The organism is Citrobacter sedlakii, assembly GCF_018128425.1.
Lineage (GTDB): Bacteria > Pseudomonadota > Gammaproteobacteria > Enterobacterales > Enterobacteriaceae > Citrobacter_A > Citrobacter_A sedlakii.
This window is the reverse complement of record NZ_CP071070.1, coordinates 3,518,400-3,539,984: the sequence shown is the minus strand read 5'-3', so window position 1 is coordinate 3,539,984 and position 21,585 is coordinate 3,518,400. Positions and strand designations below refer to the sequence as shown.

The 21,585-nt window shown below is 57.6% G+C and carries 16 protein-coding genes; 7 read left to right on the top strand and 9 right to left on the bottom strand.

What is annotated here, in order from left to right:
* Positions 1-18 precede the first annotated feature (18 nt).
* Together JY391_RS16980 and prpR are read right to left on the bottom strand one after the other, a co-directional pair.
* Positions 19-843, bottom strand: a complete 825-nt coding sequence (locus JY391_RS16980) for a hypothetical protein (protein ID WP_211934699.1) — start codon at positions 841-843, stop codon at positions 19-21.
* Between the two features lie 627 nt (positions 844-1,470).
* Positions 1,471-3,066: a propionate catabolism operon regulatory protein PrpR gene (gene prpR / locus JY391_RS16975; protein WP_042286118.1), complete on the bottom strand. Its 1,596-nt coding sequence runs from the start codon at positions 3,064-3,066 to the stop codon at positions 1,471-1,473.
* A gap of 248 nt (positions 3,067-3,314) precedes the next feature.
* Between prpR and prpB the strand changes: the two genes are divergently transcribed.
* The 4 genes from prpB to prpE are packed head-to-tail and all read left to right on the top strand — an operon-like array spanning position 3,315 to position 8,831.
* A complete protein-coding gene (prpB, locus tag JY391_RS16970; RefSeq protein ID WP_199956541.1) occupies positions 3,315-4,193 on the top strand; it encodes a methylisocitrate lyase in 879 nt (292 codons plus the stop codon).
* A 52-nt stretch (positions 4,194-4,245) separates the two neighbouring features.
* Entirely contained in the window at positions 4,246-5,415 is a 1,170-nt protein-coding gene (prpC, locus tag JY391_RS16965; protein WP_042286116.1) for a bifunctional 2-methylcitrate synthase/citrate synthase, read from the top strand.
* Positions 5,416-5,452: 37 nt separating this feature from the next.
* Positions 5,453-6,904 (top strand): bifunctional 2-methylcitrate dehydratase/aconitate hydratase, encoded by a 1,452-nt coding sequence (locus tag JY391_RS16960; RefSeq protein WP_042286115.1) that lies wholly within the window; start codon positions 5,453-5,455, stop codon positions 6,902-6,904.
* 40 nt (positions 6,905-6,944) lie between these two features.
* Positions 6,945-8,831, top strand: coding sequence for a propionate--CoA ligase (gene prpE / locus JY391_RS16955; RefSeq protein ID WP_211934698.1), 1,887 nt, complete (start codon positions 6,945-6,947; stop codon positions 8,829-8,831).
* 63 nt (positions 8,832-8,894) lie between these two features.
* Here prpE and lacA read toward each other — a convergent pair whose 3' ends face one another.
* The 7 genes from lacA to JY391_RS16920 form a co-directional block, all read right to left on the bottom strand.
* Positions 8,895-9,518, bottom strand: a complete 624-nt coding sequence (gene lacA / locus JY391_RS16950; RefSeq protein WP_211934697.1) for a galactoside O-acetyltransferase — start codon at positions 9,516-9,518, stop codon at positions 8,895-8,897.
* A 28-nt stretch (positions 9,519-9,546) separates the two neighbouring features.
* The gene (locus JY391_RS16945) at positions 9,547-10,800 is read right to left on the bottom strand and encodes an MFS transporter (protein WP_042286109.1); all 1,254 of its coding nucleotides are present in this window, start codon (positions 10,798-10,800) and stop codon (positions 9,547-9,549) included.
* A gap of 51 nt (positions 10,801-10,851) precedes the next feature.
* Positions 10,852-13,935, bottom strand: coding sequence for a beta-galactosidase (locus JY391_RS16940; protein ID WP_211934696.1), 3,084 nt, complete (start codon positions 13,933-13,935; stop codon positions 10,852-10,854).
* Between the two features lie 125 nt (positions 13,936-14,060).
* Positions 14,061-15,146, bottom strand: a complete 1,086-nt coding sequence (locus JY391_RS16935; RefSeq protein ID WP_131729027.1) for a LacI family DNA-binding transcriptional regulator — start codon at positions 15,144-15,146, stop codon at positions 14,061-14,063.
* Between the two features lie 27 nt (positions 15,147-15,173).
* On the bottom strand, positions 15,174-16,127 hold the full coding sequence (locus tag JY391_RS16930) for a GlxA family transcriptional regulator (protein WP_211934695.1): 954 nt from the start codon (positions 16,125-16,127) through the stop codon (positions 15,174-15,176).
* An 18-nt stretch (positions 16,128-16,145) separates the two neighbouring features.
* Positions 16,146-16,922 carry an MBL fold metallo-hydrolase gene (locus JY391_RS16925; RefSeq protein ID WP_211935815.1) on the bottom strand — a complete coding sequence of 259 codons (777 nt, stop codon included), beginning with the start codon at positions 16,920-16,922 and terminating at the stop codon, positions 16,146-16,148.
* 168 nt (positions 16,923-17,090) lie between these two features.
* Positions 17,091-17,903 carry a DNA-binding transcriptional regulator gene (locus JY391_RS16920; RefSeq protein ID WP_211934694.1) on the bottom strand — a complete coding sequence of 271 codons (813 nt, stop codon included), beginning with the start codon at positions 17,901-17,903 and terminating at the stop codon, positions 17,091-17,093.
* Positions 17,904-18,093: 190 nt separating this feature from the next.
* On the opposite strand from JY391_RS16920, the gene JY391_RS16915 reads away from it, so the two are divergent.
* Genes JY391_RS16915 through mhpC form a run of 3 tightly spaced genes read left to right on the top strand, consistent with a single transcriptional unit; the run spans position 18,094 to position 21,584 of the window.
* Positions 18,094-19,755, top strand: coding sequence for a bifunctional 3-(3-hydroxy-phenyl)propionate/3-hydroxycinnamic acid hydroxylase (locus tag JY391_RS16915; RefSeq protein ID WP_211934693.1), 1,662 nt, complete (start codon positions 18,094-18,096; stop codon positions 19,753-19,755).
* A 1-nt stretch (position 19,756) separates the two neighbouring features.
* Positions 19,757-20,701, top strand: coding sequence for a 2,3-dihydroxyphenylpropionate/2,3-dihydroxicinnamic acid 1,2-dioxygenase (gene mhpB / locus JY391_RS16910; protein ID WP_211934692.1), 945 nt, complete (start codon positions 19,757-19,759; stop codon positions 20,699-20,701).
* Between the two features lie 16 nt (positions 20,702-20,717).
* Positions 20,718-21,584 (top strand): 2-hydroxy-6-oxonona-2,4-dienedioate hydrolase, encoded by an 867-nt coding sequence (gene mhpC, locus JY391_RS16905; protein ID WP_211934691.1) that lies wholly within the window; start codon positions 20,718-20,720, stop codon positions 21,582-21,584.
* Position 21,585: the final 1 nt, after the last annotated feature.

The following is a 21,585-nucleotide window of genomic DNA, read 5'->3' as shown; positions in this document are numbered from 1 at the left end:
TTATTTTTCATGCTAATATCAATAGGATAATTGCGATGTTCGAGTCCTGCCTTCGCCCACCGCCAACCAGATAAGCGTGCCGGAGTTGATCGTCGCGCCATTGCCGACGGTCAGACTGCCGGTGGCGTCATTAGGCGTAGTGGTAAACCCGCCAAGATAGATGCCCTGGGCGACATTCAGCTGTGAATTTGCGCCGTCGACCCGCGTTTCGCCAGCGCCTTCGCGGTTTGAGTTCAGGGTATTGCCCACATAGCCAATGTTCATGTGTTCACTGAGGGTAAGCGAGCCGCCGTTGGTGATGGTCAGTTTGCCTTTTCCCTGATCGCCCACCACCGCCCAGTTGGACGATACAGACGAACCGGCTCCGTCGATGTTCACTTCTCCAGAGGCCTGTGCGGCGTATTCGCCGATCCGCAGTTCGTTAATCCCGCTGACGCGGCTGCCGCTGTTAACCACAAGCGTACCGGAACCGTCGTGGGTTCCCAGCACCAGATTTAGCCCTTTCAGTGTCCAGGTAGCGCCGCTCTGGAGTGTGACGCTGCCCGTTGCATTGTTGCCAATCATCCCGGCGTCGGTGGTAATCGCCCGATTGTCAATGATCAGCGAGCCGTCGCTATTTTCACCCACCCGCAGGGAGCCAAAGCGATCCCAGGCCGGGTCTGTATTTTCAGATGCCGAGAGTAAGACATTATTATCGTTATTAATCGTAATAATGGTATTAGCGTCGGAAGGGGGGGGAAAGGTCAGCGCATTGATAGTATTTGCCGCTGCGGTTGAGGCCAGCGCCGCTGAAATTGCGAGGGATAACAAAGAAGAACGAAAATATAACGCGTGTTTTTTCATGATCACTCGTCCGTAAGTTTTAAAATAAAAGAAGTGATAAGCAACAATGCCTGTCTGTAATAACGGGCATTAATAGATTGCTTATATGTTTGCGTTCCTGCCTTTTAACTATTCGCTGTCAGTCAAAAAGTTTCAATCGTTTATTTATTACTCTCGCTTAACATTGATAGATTTAAACGATTAATTGCGTCATACAGACAGTACCGGGAACCGCAATCTCACCGTCTTTCGTTATGATGCTTAATGTTTCCCTTCATGCCGGGGATGTGTTTACTATGATGAAAAACAAGGTAAAACAAAGAAATGGTACAGGGTTGCGGTAAGTGAAATTACTCAAAGGTAGTTGGATAACATTAAAATATTCATCATTTGACCCTTGTGTAATCACGTAGTGGCATCATTAATTTTACGCTTTGTAAGCGCGCTTTTTAAATATTGCTTGATAAATGTCAATTTTTAATCAGTGACATATTTGAGAAATTTGTTTGTGTTTTTAGGATTATTATCAATTAAATGTTTTTTGCTTGCCGAATAATCTGATGACGGATGTAAGAATATATTTTGGCATCCGTTGGTTATCTATAAAGACGTCAGTTCCGATAAAAGTGAACATTCTGAAACGGGGGATTACTGTTTTAACCGCCGCCAGAATGTCGTGCGGCTTATACCAAGAAACTGAGCCGCGGCGGATTTATCGCCATTGAAGCGGTCGAGCGCTTCTCTGGCCGTCAGTCGTGTGGATGGAGACACGGCTTCGTCACGTTCTGACAGTTCCGGCAGCAGCCGCTGTAATAAATCCGCATCCAGCGTCGGCATGGGGTCGACGCTTAAAAACAGCGCCAGACGCTCCATCATATTGCGCAGCTCGCGGATATTCCCCGGCCACGGGTAGGTCACCAGAACGGCTGCGCTTTGCGCCAGACCGCTGCGGACGGTATCGGTAAACGGGACGTTCAGGGCAGCCAGCGACTGTTTTAAAAACCCCTCAGCCAACGCAGCGATATCGCCAGGGCGATCGCGCAGCGCAGGCAGAGCGAGGCGCAGAATGCTCAGGCGGTAAAAGAGATCGCGGCGGAACTGACCGTGTTTCATTGCCTCTTCCAGATTGCAGTGGGTGGCGCTGATCACCCGCACATCGATGGGGAGAGGATGATGACCGCCCACCCGGGTCACCTCTTTTTCTTCCAGTACGCGCAGCAGACGGGTTTGCAGGGGCAATGGCATCTCGCCTATCTCGTCCAGAAACAGCGTTCCGCCGTGGGCGATTTCGAACAGTCCGGCGCGCCCCCCGCGTCGGGAGCCGGTAAAAGCGCCCTCCTCGTAGCCGAACAGTTCTGCTTCCAGCAACGATTCCGTAATCGCACCGCAGTTCACAGCGACAAACGGACGGGAGGCGATGTCGCTGCGAGACCCTGCGTGTACGCCGCTTTCGCGATGAATGGCCTGCGCGGCCAGCTCTTTGCCGGTGCCGGTTTCGCCCTGAATCAGCACCGCGGCGCGGGAGCGGGCGTAGAGCATGATGGTCTGACGCACCTGTTCCATTTGTCCGGACGCGCCACGGATATCCTCCAGGGCATAGCGGGTACGCAGCGCCCGATCGGACGCGTAAGAGGCCGTTACGCGGGCGGTCATTCGCGTCAGATCCAGCGCATCGCTGAATCCCTGGCGCACTGTGGCCGCAGAATAGATAAAAATCGCCGTCATACCGGCTTCCTCGGCGAGATCGGTAATGAGCCCCGCGCCGACCACCGCCTCAATGCCGTTAGCCTTAAGTTCGTTTATCTGCCCGCGCGCGTCCTCTTCGGTGACGTAGCTGCGCTGTTCAAGTTGCAGACCAAATGTTTTCTGAAAGGCGATAAGCGCCGGCAGCGTCTCCTGATACGTCACCACACCGATCGAGGCGGTCAGTTTTCCTGCTTTCGCCAGCGCATGCAGTACGTCAAAACCGCTCGGTTTAATCAGGATCACTGGAACAGAGAGACGGCTTTTCAGATACGCGCCGTTAGAGCCTGCGGCGATGATGGCGTCGCAGCGTTCGGTCGCCAGCTTTTTGCGAATGTAGGTTACCGCTTTTTCAAAGCCAAGCTGAATAGGGGTGATGGTCGCCAGATGATCGAACTCGAGGCTGATGTCGCGAAACAGGTCGAACAGCCGCGTCACCGAGACGGTCCAGATGACCGGTTTGTCGTCATTGATCCGTGGAGGAAGAGGCGAAGCTGTCATAGCAAACCTAAACGTGAAGAGACCGAATAATGGGTTTAGCCGTGTTTCAATTATGTTGCAATGAAACAACACGGAACATTTTATGAAACGTTAGCTGACACGCTTTTTTTCGCTATCTGCCAGCGGGATTTATCTATCGTATTGTCATATCAGTATTTTTTATTTTTCTTAATCGGGTGCGGCACCTGGCATAGCCTTTGCTTTATGGAGAGTAACGACGCTCACAACTTGATAACAAAGGATAAAATATGTCACGACACTCGCCGGGTCAGGCATTTCGCGCGGCCCTTACGCAAGAAAACCCGCTTCAGATAGTCGGCACCATTAACGCCAACCACGCTCTGCTGGCACAGCGCGCAGGCTACCAGGCGATTTACCTTTCCGGCGGCGGCGTGGCGGCAGGATCGCTGGGTTTGCCGGATCTCGGGATCTCAACGCTTGATGACGTGCTGACCGACATTCGTCGCATCACCGACGTCTGCCCGCTGCCGCTGCTGGTGGATGCCGACATCGGTTTTGGCGCGTCGGCTTTTAACGTGGCCCGCACCGTAAGGTCAATGATCAAAGCCGGCGCGGCGGCGTTACACATTGAAGATCAGATCGGCGCTAAGCGCTGTGGTCACCGACCGAACAAAGCGATCGTCTCGAAAGAGGAGATGGTGGATCGCATTCGCGCGGCGGTGGATGCCCGAACCGATCCCGACTTTGTGATCATGGCGCGCACCGACGCCCTGGCGGTAGAAGGCCTGGACGCGGCGATAGATCGCGCGCAGGCCTACGTCGACGCGGGGGCCGACATGCTGTTTCCGGAGGCGATCACCGAGCTTGCCATGTACCGACAGTTTGCCGACGCGGTCAATGTGCCGATCCTCGCCAACATCACCGAATTCGGCGCGACGCCGTTGTTTACCACCGATGAACTGCGCAGCGCCCACGTGGCGATGGCGCTGTACCCGCTGTCGGCGTTTCGCGCGATGAACCGCGCGGCGGAACAGGTCTATAACGTGCTGCGTCAGGAAGGAACGCAAAAAAGCGTCATCGACATGATGCAAACCCGCAACGAGCTGTACGAAAGCATCAATTACTACCAGTACGAGGAGGCGCTGGACGCGCTGAACCGGAAGTAACGCTTCGCCCAGACCTCACTATCCTGCACATTACAATAATGACGAGGACAACATGACAGACTCGACGATCCTGCAAAACAACACACATGTCATTAAGCCGAAAAAATCCGTTGCGCTGTCCGGCGTACCGGCAGGCAATACCGCGCTGTGCACCGTCGGCAAAAGCGGCAACGATCTTCATTATCGCGGTTACGACATACTGGACCTCGCCCGGCACTGCGAATTCGAAGAGGTCGCCCATCTGCTGATCCACGGCAAATTACCGACCCGCGACGAGCTTCACGCGTATAAAATCAAACTGAAAGCGCTGCGGGGATTACCGGCCAACGTGCGCACTGTACTGGAAGCGCTGCCCGCCGCGTCGCATCCGATGGATGTCATGCGTACCGGCGTCTCGGCGTTGGGCTGCACCCTGCCAGAAAAAGAGGGCCACACCGTCTCCGGGGCGCGGGATATCGCCGACAAGCTGTTAGCGTCGCTCAGCTCTGTACTTCTCTACTGGTACCACTACAGCCACAACGGTGAGCGCATCCAGCCAGAAACCGACGACGACTCCATCGGCGGCCACTTTTTGCATCTGCTACACGGCGAGAAACCGTCAAAAAGCTGGGAAAAAGCGATGCACATTTCGCTGGTGCTTTACGCCGAGCACGAATTCAACGCCTCCACCTTCACCAGCCGGGTCATTGCGGGCACCGGGTCGGACGTCTATTCGGCCATTATCGGCGCGATAGGCGCACTGCGCGGGCCGAAGCACGGCGGAGCAAACGAAGTGTCGCTCGAGATCCAGCAGCGCTACGAAACGCCGGACGAAGCGGAAGCCGATATCCGCAAACGTGTGGAAAACAAAGAGGTGGTGATTGGCTTTGGGCACCCGGTTTATACCCTGGCCGATCCGCGTCATCAGGTCATTAAGCAGGTGGCGAAGCAGCTTTCTGAAGAAGGCGGCTCGCTGAAGATGTACAACATCGCCGATCGTCTGGAAACGGTGATGTGGGAAACCAAAAAGATGTTCCCCAACCTCGACTGGTTCTCGGCGGTGTCATACAACATGATGGGCGTTCCCACCGAAATGTTCACTCCGCTGTTCGTTATCGCCCGCGTCACCGGCTGGGCGGCGCACATCATCGAACAGCGTCAGGACAACAAAATTATCCGACCTTCCGCCAACTATACCGGACCGGAAGATCGTCCGTTCGTCTCGTTAGACCAACGTTGCTGATTCACTCCCTCTGACCCTAACATGCAGGAACGCTTTTATGTCCGTACAAGAACTAAACGTCCGCCCGGAATTTGACCGCGAAATCGTTGATATCGTCGATTACGTGATGAATTATGACATCACCTCAACAGTGGCGTATGACACCGCGCATTACTGCCTGCTGGATACGCTCGGCTGTGGTCTCGAAGCGCTGGACTATCCGGCGTGCAAAAAACTTATGGGGCCGATTGTCCCCGGTACTCTCGTGCCAAACGGCGTGCGCGTGCCTGGCACACAGTTTCAGCTCGATCCGGTTCAGGCGGCGTTTAACATCGGCGCGATGATCCGCTGGCTCGACTTTAACGATACCTGGCTTGCCGCCGAATGGGGGCACCCTTCTGATAACCTCGGCGGCATCCTGGCGACGGCGGACTGGCTGTCACGTAACGCGGTGGCGGCAGGCAAAGCGCCGCTGACCATGAAGCAGGTGCTGAGCGGGATGATCAAAGCTCACGAGATTCAGGGCTGCATCGCGCTGGAGAACGCCTTTAACCGCGTCGGCCTGGATCACGTGCTGCTGGTGAAAGTGGCGTCCACCGCCGTGGTGGCGGAAATGCTGGGGCTGACCCGGGACGAGATCCTGAACGCGGTATCGCTGGCGTGGGTCGACGGCCAGTCGCTGCGAACTTATCGCCATGCGCCGAACACCGGCACGCGGAAGTCCTGGGCGGCAGGCGACGCCACTTCCCGCGCGGTACGCCTGGCGCTGATGGCAAAAACCGGCGAGATGGGGTATCCGTCAGCGCTGACGGCGAAAACCTGGGGGTTCTACGACGTCTCGTTCAAAGGCGAAACATTCCGCTTCCAGCGCCCCTATGGCTCTTACGTGATGGAAAATGTGCTGTTTAAAATCTCCTTCCCGGCGGAGTTCCATTCGCAGACCGCGGTAGAAGCGGCGATGACCCTGCATGCGCAGATGCAGGCGGCGGGTAAAACTGCGGCGGATATTGAGAAGGTGACCATTCGCACTCACGAAGCCTGCATTCGCATCATCGACAAGAAAGGCCCGCTGAATAACCCGGCGGATCGCGACCACTGCATTCAGTACATGGTTGCCATCCCACTGCTGTTCGGACGTTTAACGGCGGCGGATTATGAAGATGGCGTGGCGCAGGATAAACGCATCGACGCTCTGCGTGAGAAGATAAGCTGTTTTGAAGACCCGCAGTTTACCGCCGACTATCACGATCCGGAAAAACGCGCCATCGCCAATGCCATCACCGTGGCGTTCACCGACGGTACGGCGTTTGATGAAGTGGTGGTGGATTACCCTATCGGCCACGCCCGCCGTCGCGCCGACGGCATTCCAAAGCTTATCGAAAAATTCAAAATCAACCTGGCGCGTCAGTTCCCGGCCCGTCAGCAGCAGCGCATTCTGGAAGCCTCCCTGGACCGAACCCGTCTGGAGCAGATGCCGGTTAACGAGTACCTCGACTTGTTCGTTATCTGAAACAGATAGCAATAGGGCATAAGTTCAACAGGAGAGCCTCATGTCTTTTCGCGAATTCTATCAGCGTTCGATTACGCAACCGGAATTGTTCTGGGCAGAGCAGGCAAAGCGCATCGACTGGCAGACGCCGTTTACCCGGACGCTGGATCATAGCCGCCCGCCGTTTGCCCGCTGGTTCTGCGGCGGCACCACCAATCTGTGTTATAACGCCATCGACCGCTGGCTGGACAAACAGCCGGACGCGCTGGCGCTGATCGCCGTCTCTTCCGAAACCGAAGAGGAGCGCACCTACACCTTCAGCCAGTTGTATGACGAGGTGAACGTAGTGGCGTCGATGCTGCTGTCGCTGGGCGTCCGGCGCGGCGATCGGGTGCTGGTGTATATGCCGATGATTGCCGAGGCGCACGTGACGCTGCTGGCCTGCGCACGCATTGGGGCGATTCATTCGGTCGTATTCGGCGGTTTTGCCTCACACAGTGTGGCGGCGAGAATTGACGATGCCAGACCGGTACTGATCGTCTCGGCGGATGCCGGGGCGCGCGGAGGAAAGATCCTGCCGTATAAAAAGCTGCTCGACGACGCCATCGCGCAGGCGCAGCATCAGCCGCAGCACGTGTTGTTGGTGGACCGTGGGCTGGCGAAAATGGCGCGGGTGGCCGGACGCGATCTTGATTATGCCGCCCTGCGTCAGCAACACGCAGGCGCGCGGGTGCCGGTAGCGTGGCTGGAATCTAACGAGACCTCCTGCATTCTTTACACGTCCGGCACCACGGGAAAACCCAAAGGCGTGCAGCGCGACGTCGGCGGCTACGCGGTGGCGCTGGCAACCTCAATGGACACCATTTTTGGCGGCAAAGCGGGCGGCGTCTTTTTTTGCGCGTCGGATATCGGCTGGGTTGTCGGTCACTCTTATATCGTTTACGCGCCGCTGCTGGCGGGGATGGCGACGATTGTCTATGAAGGGCTGCCAACGTACCCGGACTGCGGGGTGTGGTGGAAAATTGTCGAGAAGTACCGGGTGAACCGGATGTTTTCCGCGCCGACCGCCATTCGCGTACTGAAGAAATTTCCAACCGCCCAGATCCGCAATCACGATCTCTCCTCGCTGGAGGTGCTGTATCTGGCCGGAGAACCGCTGGATGAACCTACCGCCGCGTGGGTCACCCAGACGCTGGAGGTGCCGGTTATCGATAATTACTGGCAGACGGAGTCCGGCTGGCCGATTATGGCGCTAGCCCGTCAGCTTGACGACAGACCGTCGCGGCTCGGTAGCCCGGGCGTACCGATGTACGGTTATAACGTGCAGTTACTCAATGAAGTGACCGGCGAACCCTGCGGCGTGAACGAAAAGGGGATGGTGGTGATTGAGGGGCCGCTGCCGCCGGGCTGTATCCAGACTATCTGGGGAGACGATGAACGGTTTGTTAACACCTACTGGTCGCTGTTCAGCCGTCAGGTGTATGCCACCTTCGACTGGGGCATTCGCGACGCCGACGGCTATTACTTTATCCTCGGACGTACCGACGACGTGATAAATGTTGCCGGCCACCGTCTTGGCACCCGCGAGATAGAGGAGAGCATTTCCAGCTATCCTAACGTCGCTGAGGTGGCGGTCGTGGGGGTAAAAGACGCGCTGAAAGGGCAGGTGGCGGTGGCGTTTGTTATCCCGAAACAGAGCGACAGCCTGGACGATCGTGATGTGGCGCAGGCGGAAGAAAAAGCGATTATGGCGCTGGTGGACAGCCAGATTGGCAATTTTGGCCGTCCCGCTCACGTCTGGTTTGTCTCGCAGTTGCCGAAAACGCGCTCCGGCAAGATGTTGCGCCGGACGATCCAGGCCATCTGCGAAGGTCGCGATCCCGGCGATCTCACCACCCTCGACGATCCCGCCGCGTTGCAGCAAATCCGCCAGATCATTGAGGAGTAGCGGTAGCGCCCGGTGGCGCAAGCTGACCGGGCCTACGGTCGCATTATTGTAGAGCGCCCGGCGTCATGCCAGGTGGCAAAGGGAACGCTCTACTTTGCGGTCTTTATAATAATATTCTTTATCTCTGTCGTTTATTTCACGGATAACCCGACAGGGAACGCCCGCGGCAACGACATTTGAAGGAATGTCTTTTGTGACCACGCTACCTGCGCCAATCACGGTGTTATTTCCTATCGTGATACCTGGATTGATAACCACGTTACTGCCGATCCAGACGTTATTGCCAATTGTGATCGGAAAGGAATACATCTCTCCCGCTTGCCTCAATTCATGATGAACAGGATGCCCGGTCACGGAGAGGGTAACATTTGGCGCAATCAGAACGTTATCGCCAATCGTGACGGTATAGTCGTCTACGATGGTAAAATTGAAATTAGCATAAAAGTTGTCACCGATATGGATGTTGGTACCGTAGGAAAAATAAATGGGCGGCTCTATCCATGCATTTTCTCCCGTTGAGCCAAACATGGATTTAATCAAGCTTTTCCTTTTTTCAACTTCTGACGGACGCGAATGGTTATACTCATACATCAATTCCTTTCCGCGCAATCTCTCTTCCGGCAAACCTTCGCACATATCTGTAAACAGTTGGCCTGCTTTTATTCTTTCTCTCATTGGCATAGTCATGTGTGAAATTTCATCCTTGTGGTGGGGTTTATGCTTGTTTACAGACAGGTTTGACATGGCGGGTAAACGGCCCCGGCCCACTTAAGGTAAATACCGAAATCAACGTAAAGCTCAGCGCGATCAGTCCGAGCACCAGATATGCTCCCTGAAAACCGATGCTTTCATACATATTGCCGGCGAAAACCGACATGAAAATCATCGCCAGTTGCTTAAAGAAGCAGAAGCACACCAGGTAAATCGTGGCAGAGAAGCGTACCTCAAACTGACTGGTGATGTATTTAAAACAACCGACAATCAGGAACGGTATCTCAAACATATGCAAGGTTTTCAGGATCACCACTTCCAGCGCCGAAGAGGCAAACGACGAGCCGATGATCCGCACTGACATAATCGCGCCCGCCAGCAGCAGGGCGTTTTTTCCGCCAATGCGGTTCACGATCAGTGGCGCAAAGAACATAATACTGGCGTTCAGCAGTTCACCCATGGTGGTAACGTAGCCAAACACGCGGGTACCCTGTTCGCCAGTGGCAAAGAATGAGGTAAAGAAGTTAGCGAACTGCTGGTCAAACACATCGTAGGTACAGGACACGCCGACAACATACAGCGACAGAAACCACAGCTTCGGTTGTTTAAATAATTCCAGCGCCAGTTTCAGGCTAAATGCCGAGTGATTCGCGCCAACCGCATCGGCCACTTTTGCCGATGAAGGCGCTTCCGTTTTCGAGAAGAACAGCAGCAATGCCAGGATCACCGCGCAGCCGGAGCCCAGCCAGAAGACAAACTGGTTATTAATGGTAAACATAATGCCGGCAATCGACGCGCACAGCGCCCAGCCGACGCAACCGAACATCCGCGCGCGGCCAAATTCAAAATGACTGCGGCGACTGGCTTTTTCTATGTAGGCCTCAATGGCGGGCGCGCCAGCGTTATAAATAAACCCCAGATAGATCCCGCCGACAATCGAACCGAGCAAAATATTGACCTGCAATAGCGGGCCGAAAACGTAAATAAAGAACGGCGCGAACATCACCAGCATACCGGTAATGACCCACAACAGATGCTTGCGCAGACCGAGCTTGTCAGAGAGCAGGCCGAAAATGGGTTGGAACAAGAGTGAAAATAGCGAGATGCAGGCGAAGATAATACCGGTATCGCCTTTGCTGATATGGTTGATATCATGTAACCAGATCGGGAAAAAGGGGAAGTAAGCACCCATAATGAAAAAATAAAAGAAGAAGAAAAAGCCGAACATCCAGAAGTTAGTATTTTTCAAATAATGCATGTGAACGTCCTTATGCGAATATCGGGCAGGCGTTAACCTGCCCGTTTTTTGTTATTTCAGGCACCAGACGATCTGGTAGTGATAGCGACCTGCGCTGAGCTGGTATTCCGGCGACACCGACGGGCTCCAGGAGTCGTCGCCGCCCACGCCCATGTGGAAGCCGTCAAGGTTCAGCCATGTACCGGCCTCTTCCTGCAACAGATGGCGATGGCTGGTCTTCATCAGTTGTTGCTGGCTGTAGCGGCTGATATTGAACTGGAAGTCGCCGCGCCAGCAGTGGGCGCCATAGCGCAGTTCGCGGGTGTGGCAGCGCAGCCCGTTTTCGCTCGGAAAAACGTACGGCGTATACATGTCGTCGAGCGACAGGTCCCAGCGATCAAAGCAGGCGGCAGAGAGGCGGTCCGGGTAGTTTTCATGCGGACCTAATCCCAGCCAGTTCACGCGATCCGCCACCTGGGCCAGTTGGCAGGTCAGTCCGATGCGCGCCGGGTGTGGCGTGCCGTGGGCGACATCCACATCCACCGTGATCGTCAGTTCGCCATCTCCGTCAATGCGCCAGGTTTTACGGCTGATAAACAGCGTTTCCCCCTGGGTCTGCCAGGCGTGGGCGGTAGTGATGATCACCGCGTCGGTGAGCGTCTGTGCTTCGCACTGCAACAGCATCGCTTCTGCGCGGTAATGCCCGGCGGCTTTCCAGCGTTCAACCCAGGCGTTCGGGTCAATACGCGTGGCTTCGCTGACGCCGATATCGTTATCAAGCGGCGCGCGGGTAAACTGGTCGCGAAGCGGGGTCAGCAGCTGCGCGTCCTCGCCGATCCAGTACTGCGTCAATACACCCTGCTGGCGGCAGAACTGCCAGCGTTGTTGATTCACCGTGACCAGATAATGCGTCTCTCCCGCCTCAAGCCGTGGCGCACAACCGACAGACGGGGAGATCGCCACGCTCAGTTTTTCCGCCAGCGGCCACTGCTGCCAGGCGCTGATATGTCCGGCTGGCGCCCACGCGGTGGCCTGCGGCTGCTCAACGCGCACCGTCAGCCATAGCTGGCCTGCTGCATCGGGGACAGCAACGTCGGGAAGGGTAATGACCTGGCGTCCCTGCGGGGCGATGTCCAGCACGACGTTCCCCGCTGCAATGGGATTACCGTCCAGGGCAAGGGACCAGTGCAGGATCTCATTGTCGCTATGGCGGAACAGATATTCGCTGGTCACCTCGATGTTACGTTCCGCGCCGGGCAGCAGGGTAAACTGGAAAAACTGCTGCGCGTGTTTGGCTTCGTATAGCGACGGATGCGGCGTACGGTCGGCAAACACCAGACCGTCCATGCAGAACTGGCGGTCATTCGGCGTGTCGCCAAAGTCGCCGCCGTAGGCTGACCATGGGTTACCTTCAACATCATATTTAATCAGCGACTGATCGACCCAGTCCCAGACAAAGCCCCCCTGCAGGCGCGGATACTGCCGAAACGCCTGCCAGTATTTGGCGAAACCGCCGAGGCTGTTGCCCATTGCGTGCGCGTATTCGCAGAGGATCAGCGGACGCTGCTCGCCCGGCATTGACAGCCATTTTTTGATTGACCATTTCGGCACCGCCGGGAACGGCTGATCCTGATCGACGCGGGCATACATCGGACAGATAATATCCGTCGCCGCGCTGTCTGCGCCGCCGCCCTCATATTGCACCGGGCGCGACGGATCTTCCGATTTCAACCAGCGGTACAGCGCGTCGTGGTTGACGCCATGCCCGGACTCATTGCCCAGCGACCAGATAATAATGCTCGGGTGATTGCGGTCGCGTTGTACCATGCGCGTCACCCGCTGGCTCATGGCGGGAAGCCAGGTTGGGTCATCGGTCAGACGGTTCATCGGCACCATGCCGTGGGTTTCGATGTTGGCCTCATCCACGACGTACAGCCCATAACGGTCGCACAGCGTGTACCACAGCGGGTGGTTTGGGTAATGGGAGCAGCGCACGGCGTTAAAATTGTTCTGCTTCATCAGGATGATGTCCTGCACCATCGTCGCTTCGTCCATTACCTGACCGTGCTTCGGGTGATGTTCGTGGCGATTCGTACCGCGAATCAGCAGCGGCTTGCCGTTCAGCAACAGCAGGCCGTTTTCAATGCTGATCTGGCGAAAGCCGACGTCACAGGCTTCGGCTTCAATCAGTTCGCCGTCAGCGGTATGCAACTGCGCAACCGCGCGGTACAGATGCGGCGTTTCGGCGCTCCACAGCGACGGGTTATCGACTTTCAGGCGCAGGGTGGCGCGGTCATGATACGCGCCGCGCTCGTCAACAATTTCGCCGCCAAAGGGGGCCGTCCGTTCACCGACCAGGACGTCGCCATCCCACAACTGCACGGTGACGCGCAGATCGTCGCGCAGTTCACCGTGCATTCTGATTTCGGCGGCCAGTTCGGCGCGGCTGAAATCATCATTAAAGCGGGTGGAAATCCGCAGATCGCTGATTTGCGTAGCGGGCTTGGTTAGCAGGCTGACGTCGCGGAAGATACCGCTCATGCGCCACATGTCCTGATCTTCCAGGTATGTGCCGTCGCTCCAGCGCAGCACCATCACCGCCAGACGGTTCTCGCCGCCGCGCAGAAAATCGCTGAGATCGAACTCCGAAGGCAGACGGCTGTCCTGGCCGTAGCCGACCCAGCGTCCGTTGCACCAGAGATGAAAGGCCGAATTGACGCCGTCGAAAATGATCCGCGTCTGGCTGTCGTGGAGTGCTGCCTCGTCAATATCGAATGTGAGCGAGTAACATCCTGTGGCGTTCTCTGCGGGTACGTAGGGCGGATTGACCGGAATTGGGTAGGTGACGTTGGTATAAATCGGTGCGTCGTAGCCGTACATTTGCCAGTTTGACGGTACGGAGATAGTGTCGGCATTTTCCGGATCGTTTAGCCGCCAGCTGTCCGGCACCGCCTCCGGCGAGGCGAACCAGGCAAATTTCCAGTCGCCGTTGAGGCTGCGCAATTGGGGAGAAAGGGTATTATCCCGGGCGTCTTCGGCGCTGCGCCAGCTGGAAAATGGCGGGTGGGCTTCCAGACGGTTAAGCTGGGTTACGCCGGGATTTTCCCAGTCGCGGCGCGCCAGTACGGCGGCGAGTGAATCCGTGGTCAATGTCATGGCTATGTCCTGTCGTGAATTGTTATTCGCTCACAATTTTAGACAACATACGGGCAGAGCCAGAAAACTGTAAAGTCTGATGAGGCTAATGAGTGAACTGTCTCACACATTTTCGTGTGCAGGATTTAGCGTGTTAACAGGGCGACCTGACGCGCCAACTGCATGAGCGAGTCGGCCAGCGCTTGTGGAGAGGCGGCCTGTGTCCCAGGTGGCTGCACGGTTTTGCGCTCCACCAACGTGACCGGCAGCAACTGATTGCCCCCGGTTGATGCCCCGCGAGAAAGCTGGATCAGGCGGTCGACGCTGGTTTGTCCAAGCAGCGCGAAATCCTGCCTGATGGTCGTAAGGGGGGGAATGTAGCAGGCGCTGTCTTCGGTATCGTCATAGCCGATTACGGAAATATCGGTCGCCACGCGCAGACCAAACTCGCTTATGGCGCGCATTGCGCCTAACGCCATCTGGTCGTTGGCGACCAGCATCGCGCCGGGGATCGTCCCCGCGTTAAGCATCCGTTGGGTCTGAAGATAACCGGACATCGCGCTCCAGTCGCCCTCCTGCTGCGCCACCGGCTGGAGTTGATAACGCGCGAGGTGCTTATGCCAGCCCGCCAGACGCAGGCGCGCGGAAACCGACGTTTGCGGTCCGGCCAGCAGGGCGATGCGCTGGTGGCCGTGCTGAACCAGGTGCTCCACGCCGAGGCGCGCGCCGTCGTCGTGGGAAAAAATAATGCTGTTGATGGGCGACTGGTCCGAAACGTCAAGGAACAGTACCGGCACGTTGCCACAGGCGGCGGCAACGGCAATGGCGTCGTCTTCGTCGAGGGGATAGTTGATGATAAGCCCACTTACCCGCTGCGCAAGCAGGTTATGCACTGCCGCTTTACAGGCGTCGACGCCGCTGCGCTCTACCATGGAAATTACCACGCTGGCCCCGGACTGGTCGGCGCGGGATTTAATGGCGGCGACAATCTGCGACGGTGCGTGCAGCGCCAGATTGGCGGTGGCAACGCCAATCAGCTGCGTCTGTTTGCCGGCTAACTGTTGGGCGACACGGTTAGGAATGTAGTTCAGCTCCGCCATGGCGGCTTCCACTTTTTCGCGGGTTCTCGCCGAGACGTGACTGGCCTGATTCACCACCCGCGAGACGGTCTGATAAGAGACGCCAGCATAGTCTGCCACATCGTAAAGCGTTACCGGTTTCACATTCATCACCCTGATTTCCACGTTTTCCGCGCGCTATCATGCCATACCGCGAAAGGTTTTTCGCCATTCAGCCGGGCTGACGCCGAAGTGGGATTTAAAATGCTGACGCCAGGTCACAGCAGACTGAAAACCCACTTCACTGGCGATGCGCTCGATGGGCAATTGGCTGGATTCCAGCAGCGTCTGGCTGAGGCGCAGGCGTTCACGGATCAGCCATTCGGCGACGCTACACCCTGTCGCCTTCATAAAATGACGGGTGAGCGTGCGACGACTCATCATGACCCGACTGGCGAGCGAATCAAGGTCATGGGGGTCGCGGATTGTCTGGCGCAAATAGTCCAGCAGTCCGTTAATGCGCGCATCGCGCGTGGTTTTGGGCACCGGCTGGGCGATAAATTGCGCCTGGCCGCCTTCACGGTGTGGCGGAACAATCATCCGCCGGGCGATTTGGTTCGCCACTACGCTGCCAAAGCGCTGGCGAATCACATACAGGCAGCAGTCGAGAGCCGCCGCCGTGCCCGCAGAGGTGATGATCCCGTCGTCATCAACATACAAGGCATTGATATCAAGTGTCACCGCCGGAAAACGCGCTTGAAAATCCTGCTCAAATTCCCAGTGCGTGGCGGCGCGTTTGCCGTCCAGAAGGCCTGCATAGCCCAGAACAAATGCCCCCAGACAAAGGCCAACAATTTGCGCGCCGTTTTGCCGGGCCTGCACCAGCGTATCCAGTAGCATCTGGGGAGGACGCTGGGCGGTGGCGCCCCAGTAGGGGATCATCACAATATCCGCGTCGATGAGCGCCTCATAACCGTAGGCGGCGTGCAACGAAAACCCGTCCTGCGAGTTGACCGTACCCGGCGTTTCGGCGCAGATCTTCACCGTAAAGCGCTTCTGCGTTGCCACCTTTTCCCCGAACAGAATGCAGGGCACAGAAAAGTGAAATGGGCTGAAATCGTCCACGGCGACAATGGCGACGGTAACGGGGCGCATAGTTCTCCTCGATGGCGGTTAAAACGTCAGGGTTTCCCCATCTTCCGGCACATGCACATATTCTGCAATCTGGTTGTCGCGTGCGTAGTCTTTGAGCGCCGCGCGCGTTAACAGACAGTGATTGATGGCTTCCATATGCGTTGCCACGATCTGCGCGTCCGGTAGGGTGAAATGGGTTTTCAGCACATCTTCCGCGCCCATGATGATCGGGCCAAAACCGATGACGTGCGCGAAACCGGCGTTCAATACCACCACATCAGGCTGATAGCGGATCATGTTGGCTTCGACCTCGTCGCGCCAGACGGTATCGCCCACCAGATACAGCGTTTTTTCCTGCGGATGGGTCAAGATGAGCCCGCAGGCTTCGCCCAGCCGGGCCGCCATTTCGGGAACGGCATACAGACGATCGGAGCCGTGCTGGCCGCCGGTTTTACGCAGCGTGATCTCCCCGAGAATGGTCTCTTCCGTCAGCACCGTCAGCGCGGTAAAACCCTGTTCGCGCAGCGTCTGCGCATCCTGCTCGTTTTGCACATAAATCGGCTTATCCTTCGGCACGCATGCGGATGCGGCGTCGTCCCAATGGTCTTCATGCAGATGGGTGACGATCAGCACGTCGGCCTGTAACAGCGTGTCGATATCGCAGGGAAGCTCCACGGTGGGGTTGCGAATATCGGCGCGGGCGGTGCCGGGAAAGCCCGGCCACGCGCCTTTCGGCGCCAGCATCGGGTCAATGAGAAATGTTTTGCCGCCAAACGTAATCAACTGGGTGGCGTTGCGAATTTGCGTAATGTTCATCATCGGTACTCCACGTGAGGGTCAGTGGAGACAGCGTAATAGAGGGCGCGAGGAAAAAATGTGGGCAAATGGGCGAATAGCGATGAGATTGGGCCAGATGACCTACTGGATGAGCGCGCGCGCGTTCCGGTCAACAGGCGCAGGGTCGAGGTAAAAATGTGACCCGTTTCACCGTCCGGCCACCAGAATCGCCTGCGACTCTACGGCTTCCTCAATTTGTCGCGCCACCTGTTGTAACGCCGCAAGATGCCGCTCTGCCGCCTGCTCAATACTCATCGCGCTGGCCATATACACCAGGTTCAGACAGCCAATCACCCGCTGCTCGCTGCGCAGCGGTACGGCGATAGAGGCGATTTTCTCCTCTTCATCCCAGCCGCGATGATTTTGCCCGTAGCCCGCCTGGCGGGTGCGTGCAAGAACGGCGTCCAGCCTGCGGGGGTCGCGGGCCAGTTGGTACTCCTCGCCCGGACGCGCCGCCAGCATCGCTATCAGCGCCTGACGCTCGTTTTCCGGGCAAAACGCCAGCCAGGTCAGGCCAGAAGCGGTTTTCAGCAGCGGTAGGCGCCGCCCGACCATCGCGCGGTGAAACGACAGCCGGCTAAAGCGGTGGGTGGTTTCCCGTACCACCATCGCGTCAACGTCCAGCGTCGACACGTCGGTCGGCCAGACCACTTCGCGCAGGAGATCGCCCAGCAGCGGCGCCGCCAGTGCAGAAATCCACTGTTCGTCACGAAATCCTTCGCTCAACTGGCGCACTTTAATGGTTAAGCGGAAGCTGTCGTCAGACCGGCTGCGCCGGACGTATCCCTCATCCTGTAATGTCTCCAGCAGCCTGCGCACCGTGGTGCGATGCAGGCCGCTCAGCTCCGCCAGCAGGCTGACGCTGGCCCCGCCATCGAGTTTATTTAACATATTTAATAACATTAAGCCGCGCGTTAAACCACGAACGGTTTTGTATTCCGTCTGCTCATCATTCTTCATGTTTATTGACATATTTATAGTTAAAACAACGATGTGCACCTGGTGCACGTTCTGACATGTTTTGATTGTAGCGCAAAAAGCCCTTCTTATACTGACAACACTATAAAAAAGTATTCACATATTTTTAACAAAAAGGTGCGGCGGCTAACCGACTCAGCCCCGCCGTTTTGTCCGAATCGTGAGGTACAACATGTCAACAACCCCTGATATTCAACCCGCCGTCAACCATACCGTTCAGGTCGCCATAGCCGGTGCGGGGCCGGTCGGACTGATGATGGCCAACTATCTTGGTCAGATGGGCATCGAGGTGCTGGTGGTGGAAAAGCTTGATAAGCTCATCGACTATCCCCGCGCCATCGGCATTGACGATGAGGCGCTGCGCACCATGCAGTCCGTCGGGCTGGTGGAGAAGGTGCTGCCACATACCACGCCACACCACGCGATGCGCTTTCTTACGCCAAAAGGCCGCTGCTTTGCTGATATTCAGCCGATGACCGATGAGTTCGGCTGGTCGCGGCGCAACGCGTTTATCCAGCCGCAGGTGGATGCGGTGTTGCTTGAGGGGCTGTCGCGCTTTCCCAATGTGCGCTGTCTGTTCTCTCGCGAGCTGGAAGCCTTCAGCCAGCAGGATGGCGAGGTGACGCTCAACCTGAAAACGGCGCAGGGGCAACGGGAAACGGTCAAAGCACAGTGGCTGGTGGCTTGCGATGGCGGAGCGAGCCTGGTGCGCCGCACGCTGAACGTGCCGTTTGAAGGGAAAACCGCGCCGAACCAGTGGATTGTGGTCGATATTGCCAACGATCCGCTCAGCACGCCGCATGTCTATCTGTGCTGCGATCCGGTGCGGCCTTACGTTTCCGCCGCACTACCCCACGCGGTGCGGCGTTTTGAATTTATGGTGATGCCAGGGGAGACCGAGGCGCAGCTCAGCGAGCCGCAAAACATGCGTCAGCTGTTAAGCAAGGTGCTGCCGAACCCGGACAACGTCGAGCTGATCCGTCAGCGCGTCTACACCCATAACGCCCGTCTTGCCGATCGCTTCCGCGTCGATCGCGTGCTGCTGGCCGGCGACGCGGCGCACATCATGCCGGTCTGGCAGGGGCAGGGCTATAACAGCGGCATGCGCGACGCCTTTAACCTCGCCTGGAAGCTGGCGCTGGTGATCGACGGCAAAGCGAGTGACGCGCTGCTCGATACCTACCAGCAGGAACGCCGCGATCACGCAAAAGCGATGATTGACCTCTCAGTGACCGCCGGCAACGTGCTGGCGCCGCCGAAGCGCTGGCATGGCGCGGTGCGTGACGGCGCCTCCTGGCTGCTGAACTACCTGCCGCCGGTGAAACGCTACTTCCTCGAAATGCGCTTCAAGCCGATGCCGCAGTATCACGACGGCGCGCTGGTGCGCGAAGGCGAGGCCGCAACGTCCCCCGTCGGCAAGATGTTTATTCAGCCGAAGATCACGCTGGAGACGGGAGAGGTGACGCTGCTGGATAACGTCATCGGCGCGAACTTCGCGGTGATCGGCTGGGGCTGTAACCCGCTGTGGGGGATGAGCGAAGCGCAGATTCGGCAGTGGCGCGCCACCGGCACGCGCTTTATTCAGGTGGTGCCGGAGGTGCAGATTGGCACCCCGCAGGACCGCCATGACGGGGTGATCCGTATCGGCGACGCGCAGGGGCGTCTGCGCGAGTGGTTCGCACGGCATAACGTCTCGCTGGTGGTGATGCGCCCGGACCGCTTTGTCGCCGCCGTCGCCATTCCTCAAACCCTCGGCGCCACGCTCAACACCCTGGCGTCAGTGATGACGCTGACCCGCGCGGATGCCAATCTTCCTGTCGAAAAGGTGGCCTGATATGCACGCTTATCTTCACTGTCTTTCCCACTCGCCGCTGGTGGGCTATGTCGACCCGGCGCAGGCCGTGCTGGACGAGGTCAACGGCGTTATCGCCAGTGCCCGCGCGCGGATCGCCGCGTTTGATCCCGAACTGGTGGTGCTGTTCGCTCCGGATCATTACAACGGGTTTTTCTATGACGTCATGCCGCCGTTTTGTTTAGGCGTCGGCGCGACGGCGATTGGCGATTTTGGCAGCGCGGCGGGGGAACTGCCGGTACCGACTGAACTGGCCGAAGCCTGCGCCCACGCGGTGATGAAAAACGGCATCGATCTCGCCGTCTCGTATTGCATGCAGGTCGATCACGGCTTTGCCCAGCCGCTGGAGTTTTTGCTCGGCGGGCTGAACAACGTGCCGGTGCTGCCGGTGTTTATCAACGGCGTCGCCGCGCCGTTGCCGGGCTTTCAGCGTACCCGGATGCTGGGGGAAGCGATTGGTCGTTTCACCAGCACGCTTAATAAGCGGGTGCTGTTTTTAGGGTCCGGCGGGTTGTCGCACCAGCCGCCGGTGCCGGAGCTGGCGAAAGCCGACGCCCATATGCGCGATCGCCTGCTGGGCAGTGGCAAACAGTTGCCTGCCGGGGAGCGTGAGCTGCGTCAGCAGCGGGTGATCGGCGCCGCCGAGAAGTTTGTTGCAGATCAGAAAACGCTGCACCCGCTGAACCCCATCTGGGACAACCGGTTTATGTCGCTGCTCGAACAGGGGCGTATTGCCGAACTGGATGCCGTCAGCAATGAAGAGCTGTCCGCGATCGCGGGCAAATCCACCCACGAAATCAAAACCTGGGTTGCCGCTTTCGCCGCCATTTCCGCCTTTGGCGCCTGGCGAAGCGAAGGTCGTTACTATCGCCCGATCCCGGAGTGGATCGCCGGATTTGGCTCGCTGAGCGCCAGAACACTGAACTGAAAGGCAGGAGAACATCATGAGTTATCAACCGCAAACCGAAGCCGCGACCAGCCGTTTTCTCAACGTTGAGGAAGCCGGTAAAACGCTACGCATCCATTACAACGACTGCGGCGCAGGCGACGAAACCGTCGTTCTGCTGCACGGTTCCGGCCCGGGGGCCACGGGCCGGGCCAACTTCAGCCGCAATATCGATCCGCTGGTGGAAGCGGGCTATCGCGTGATCCTGCTCGACTGCCCGGGCTGGGGCAAGAGCGATTCGATCGTCAATACCGGGTCCCGATCCGATCTCAATGCCCGCATTCTGAAAAGCGTGGTCGACCAACTGGACATTCAGACCGTCCACCTGCTGGGCAACTCAATGGGCGGCCACAGCGCCGTCGCCTTCACCCTGAGCTGGCCGGAGCGCGTCGGCAGGCTGGTGCTGATGGGCGGGGGAACCGGCGGTATGAGCCTGTTCACGCCAATGCCGACGGAAGGCATTAAGCGGCTGAATCAGCTTTACCGCGAGCCGACCATCGACAATCTGAAACAGATGATGAACATCTTCGTCCATGACCCCCGCGACCTGACCGACGCGCTGTTTGAAGCGCGGCTGAACAATATGCTGTCGCGCCGCGATCATCTGGACAACTTTATTAAAAGTCTGGAGGCGAACCCGAAGCAATTCCCCGACTTCTCGCCGCGCCTGAGCGAAATCACCGCCCGGACCCTGATTGTCTGGGGGCGCAACGACCGATTTGTGCCGATGGACGCCGGTCTGCGCCTGCTCGCCGGGATTGCCGGCGCCGAACTGCATATCTATCGCGACTGCGGCCACTGGGCGCAGTGGGAACATGCGGACGCCTTTAACCAACTGGTGCTCAATTTCCTCGCGCGCCCATAAG

Excerpts from the sequence above, each read along its gene's own strand:
- JY391_RS16980 (WP_211934699.1), bottom strand. The coding sequence starts at position 843 with ATGAAAAAACACGCGTTATATTTTCGTTCTTCTTTGTTATCCCTCGCA.
- prpR (WP_042286118.1), bottom strand. The coding sequence starts at position 3,066 with ATGACAGCTTCGCCTCTTCCTCCACGGATCAATGACGACAAACCGGTC.
- prpB (WP_199956541.1), top strand. The coding sequence starts at position 3,315 with ATGTCACGACACTCGCCGGGTCAGGCATTTCGCGCGGCCCTTACGCAA.
- prpC (WP_042286116.1), top strand. The coding sequence starts at position 4,246 with ATGACAGACTCGACGATCCTGCAAAACAACACACATGTCATTAAGCCG.
- JY391_RS16960 (WP_042286115.1), top strand. The coding sequence starts at position 5,453 with ATGTCCGTACAAGAACTAAACGTCCGCCCGGAATTTGACCGCGAAATC.
- prpE (WP_211934698.1), top strand. The coding sequence starts at position 6,945 with ATGTCTTTTCGCGAATTCTATCAGCGTTCGATTACGCAACCGGAATTG.
- lacA (WP_211934697.1), bottom strand. The coding sequence starts at position 9,518 with ATGACTATGCCAATGAGAGAAAGAATAAAAGCAGGCCAACTGTTTACA.
- JY391_RS16945 (WP_042286109.1), bottom strand. The coding sequence starts at position 10,800 with ATGCATTATTTGAAAAATACTAACTTCTGGATGTTCGGCTTTTTCTTC.
- JY391_RS16940 (WP_211934696.1), bottom strand. The coding sequence starts at position 13,935 with ATGACATTGACCACGGATTCACTCGCCGCCGTACTGGCGCGCCGCGAC.
- JY391_RS16930 (WP_211934695.1), bottom strand. The coding sequence starts at position 16,127 with ATGCGCCCCGTTACCGTCGCCATTGTCGCCGTGGACGATTTCAGCCCA.
- JY391_RS16925 (WP_211935815.1), bottom strand. The coding sequence starts at position 16,922 with ATGAACATTACGCAAATTCGCAACGCCACCCAGTTGATTACGTTTGGC.
- JY391_RS16920 (WP_211934694.1), bottom strand. The coding sequence starts at position 17,903 with ATGAAGAATGATGAGCAGACGGAATACAAAACCGTTCGTGGTTTAACG.
- JY391_RS16915 (WP_211934693.1), top strand. The coding sequence starts at position 18,094 with ATGTCAACAACCCCTGATATTCAACCCGCCGTCAACCATACCGTTCAG.
- mhpB (WP_211934692.1), top strand. The coding sequence starts at position 19,757 with ATGCACGCTTATCTTCACTGTCTTTCCCACTCGCCGCTGGTGGGCTAT.
- mhpC (WP_211934691.1), top strand. The coding sequence starts at position 20,718 with ATGAGTTATCAACCGCAAACCGAAGCCGCGACCAGCCGTTTTCTCAAC.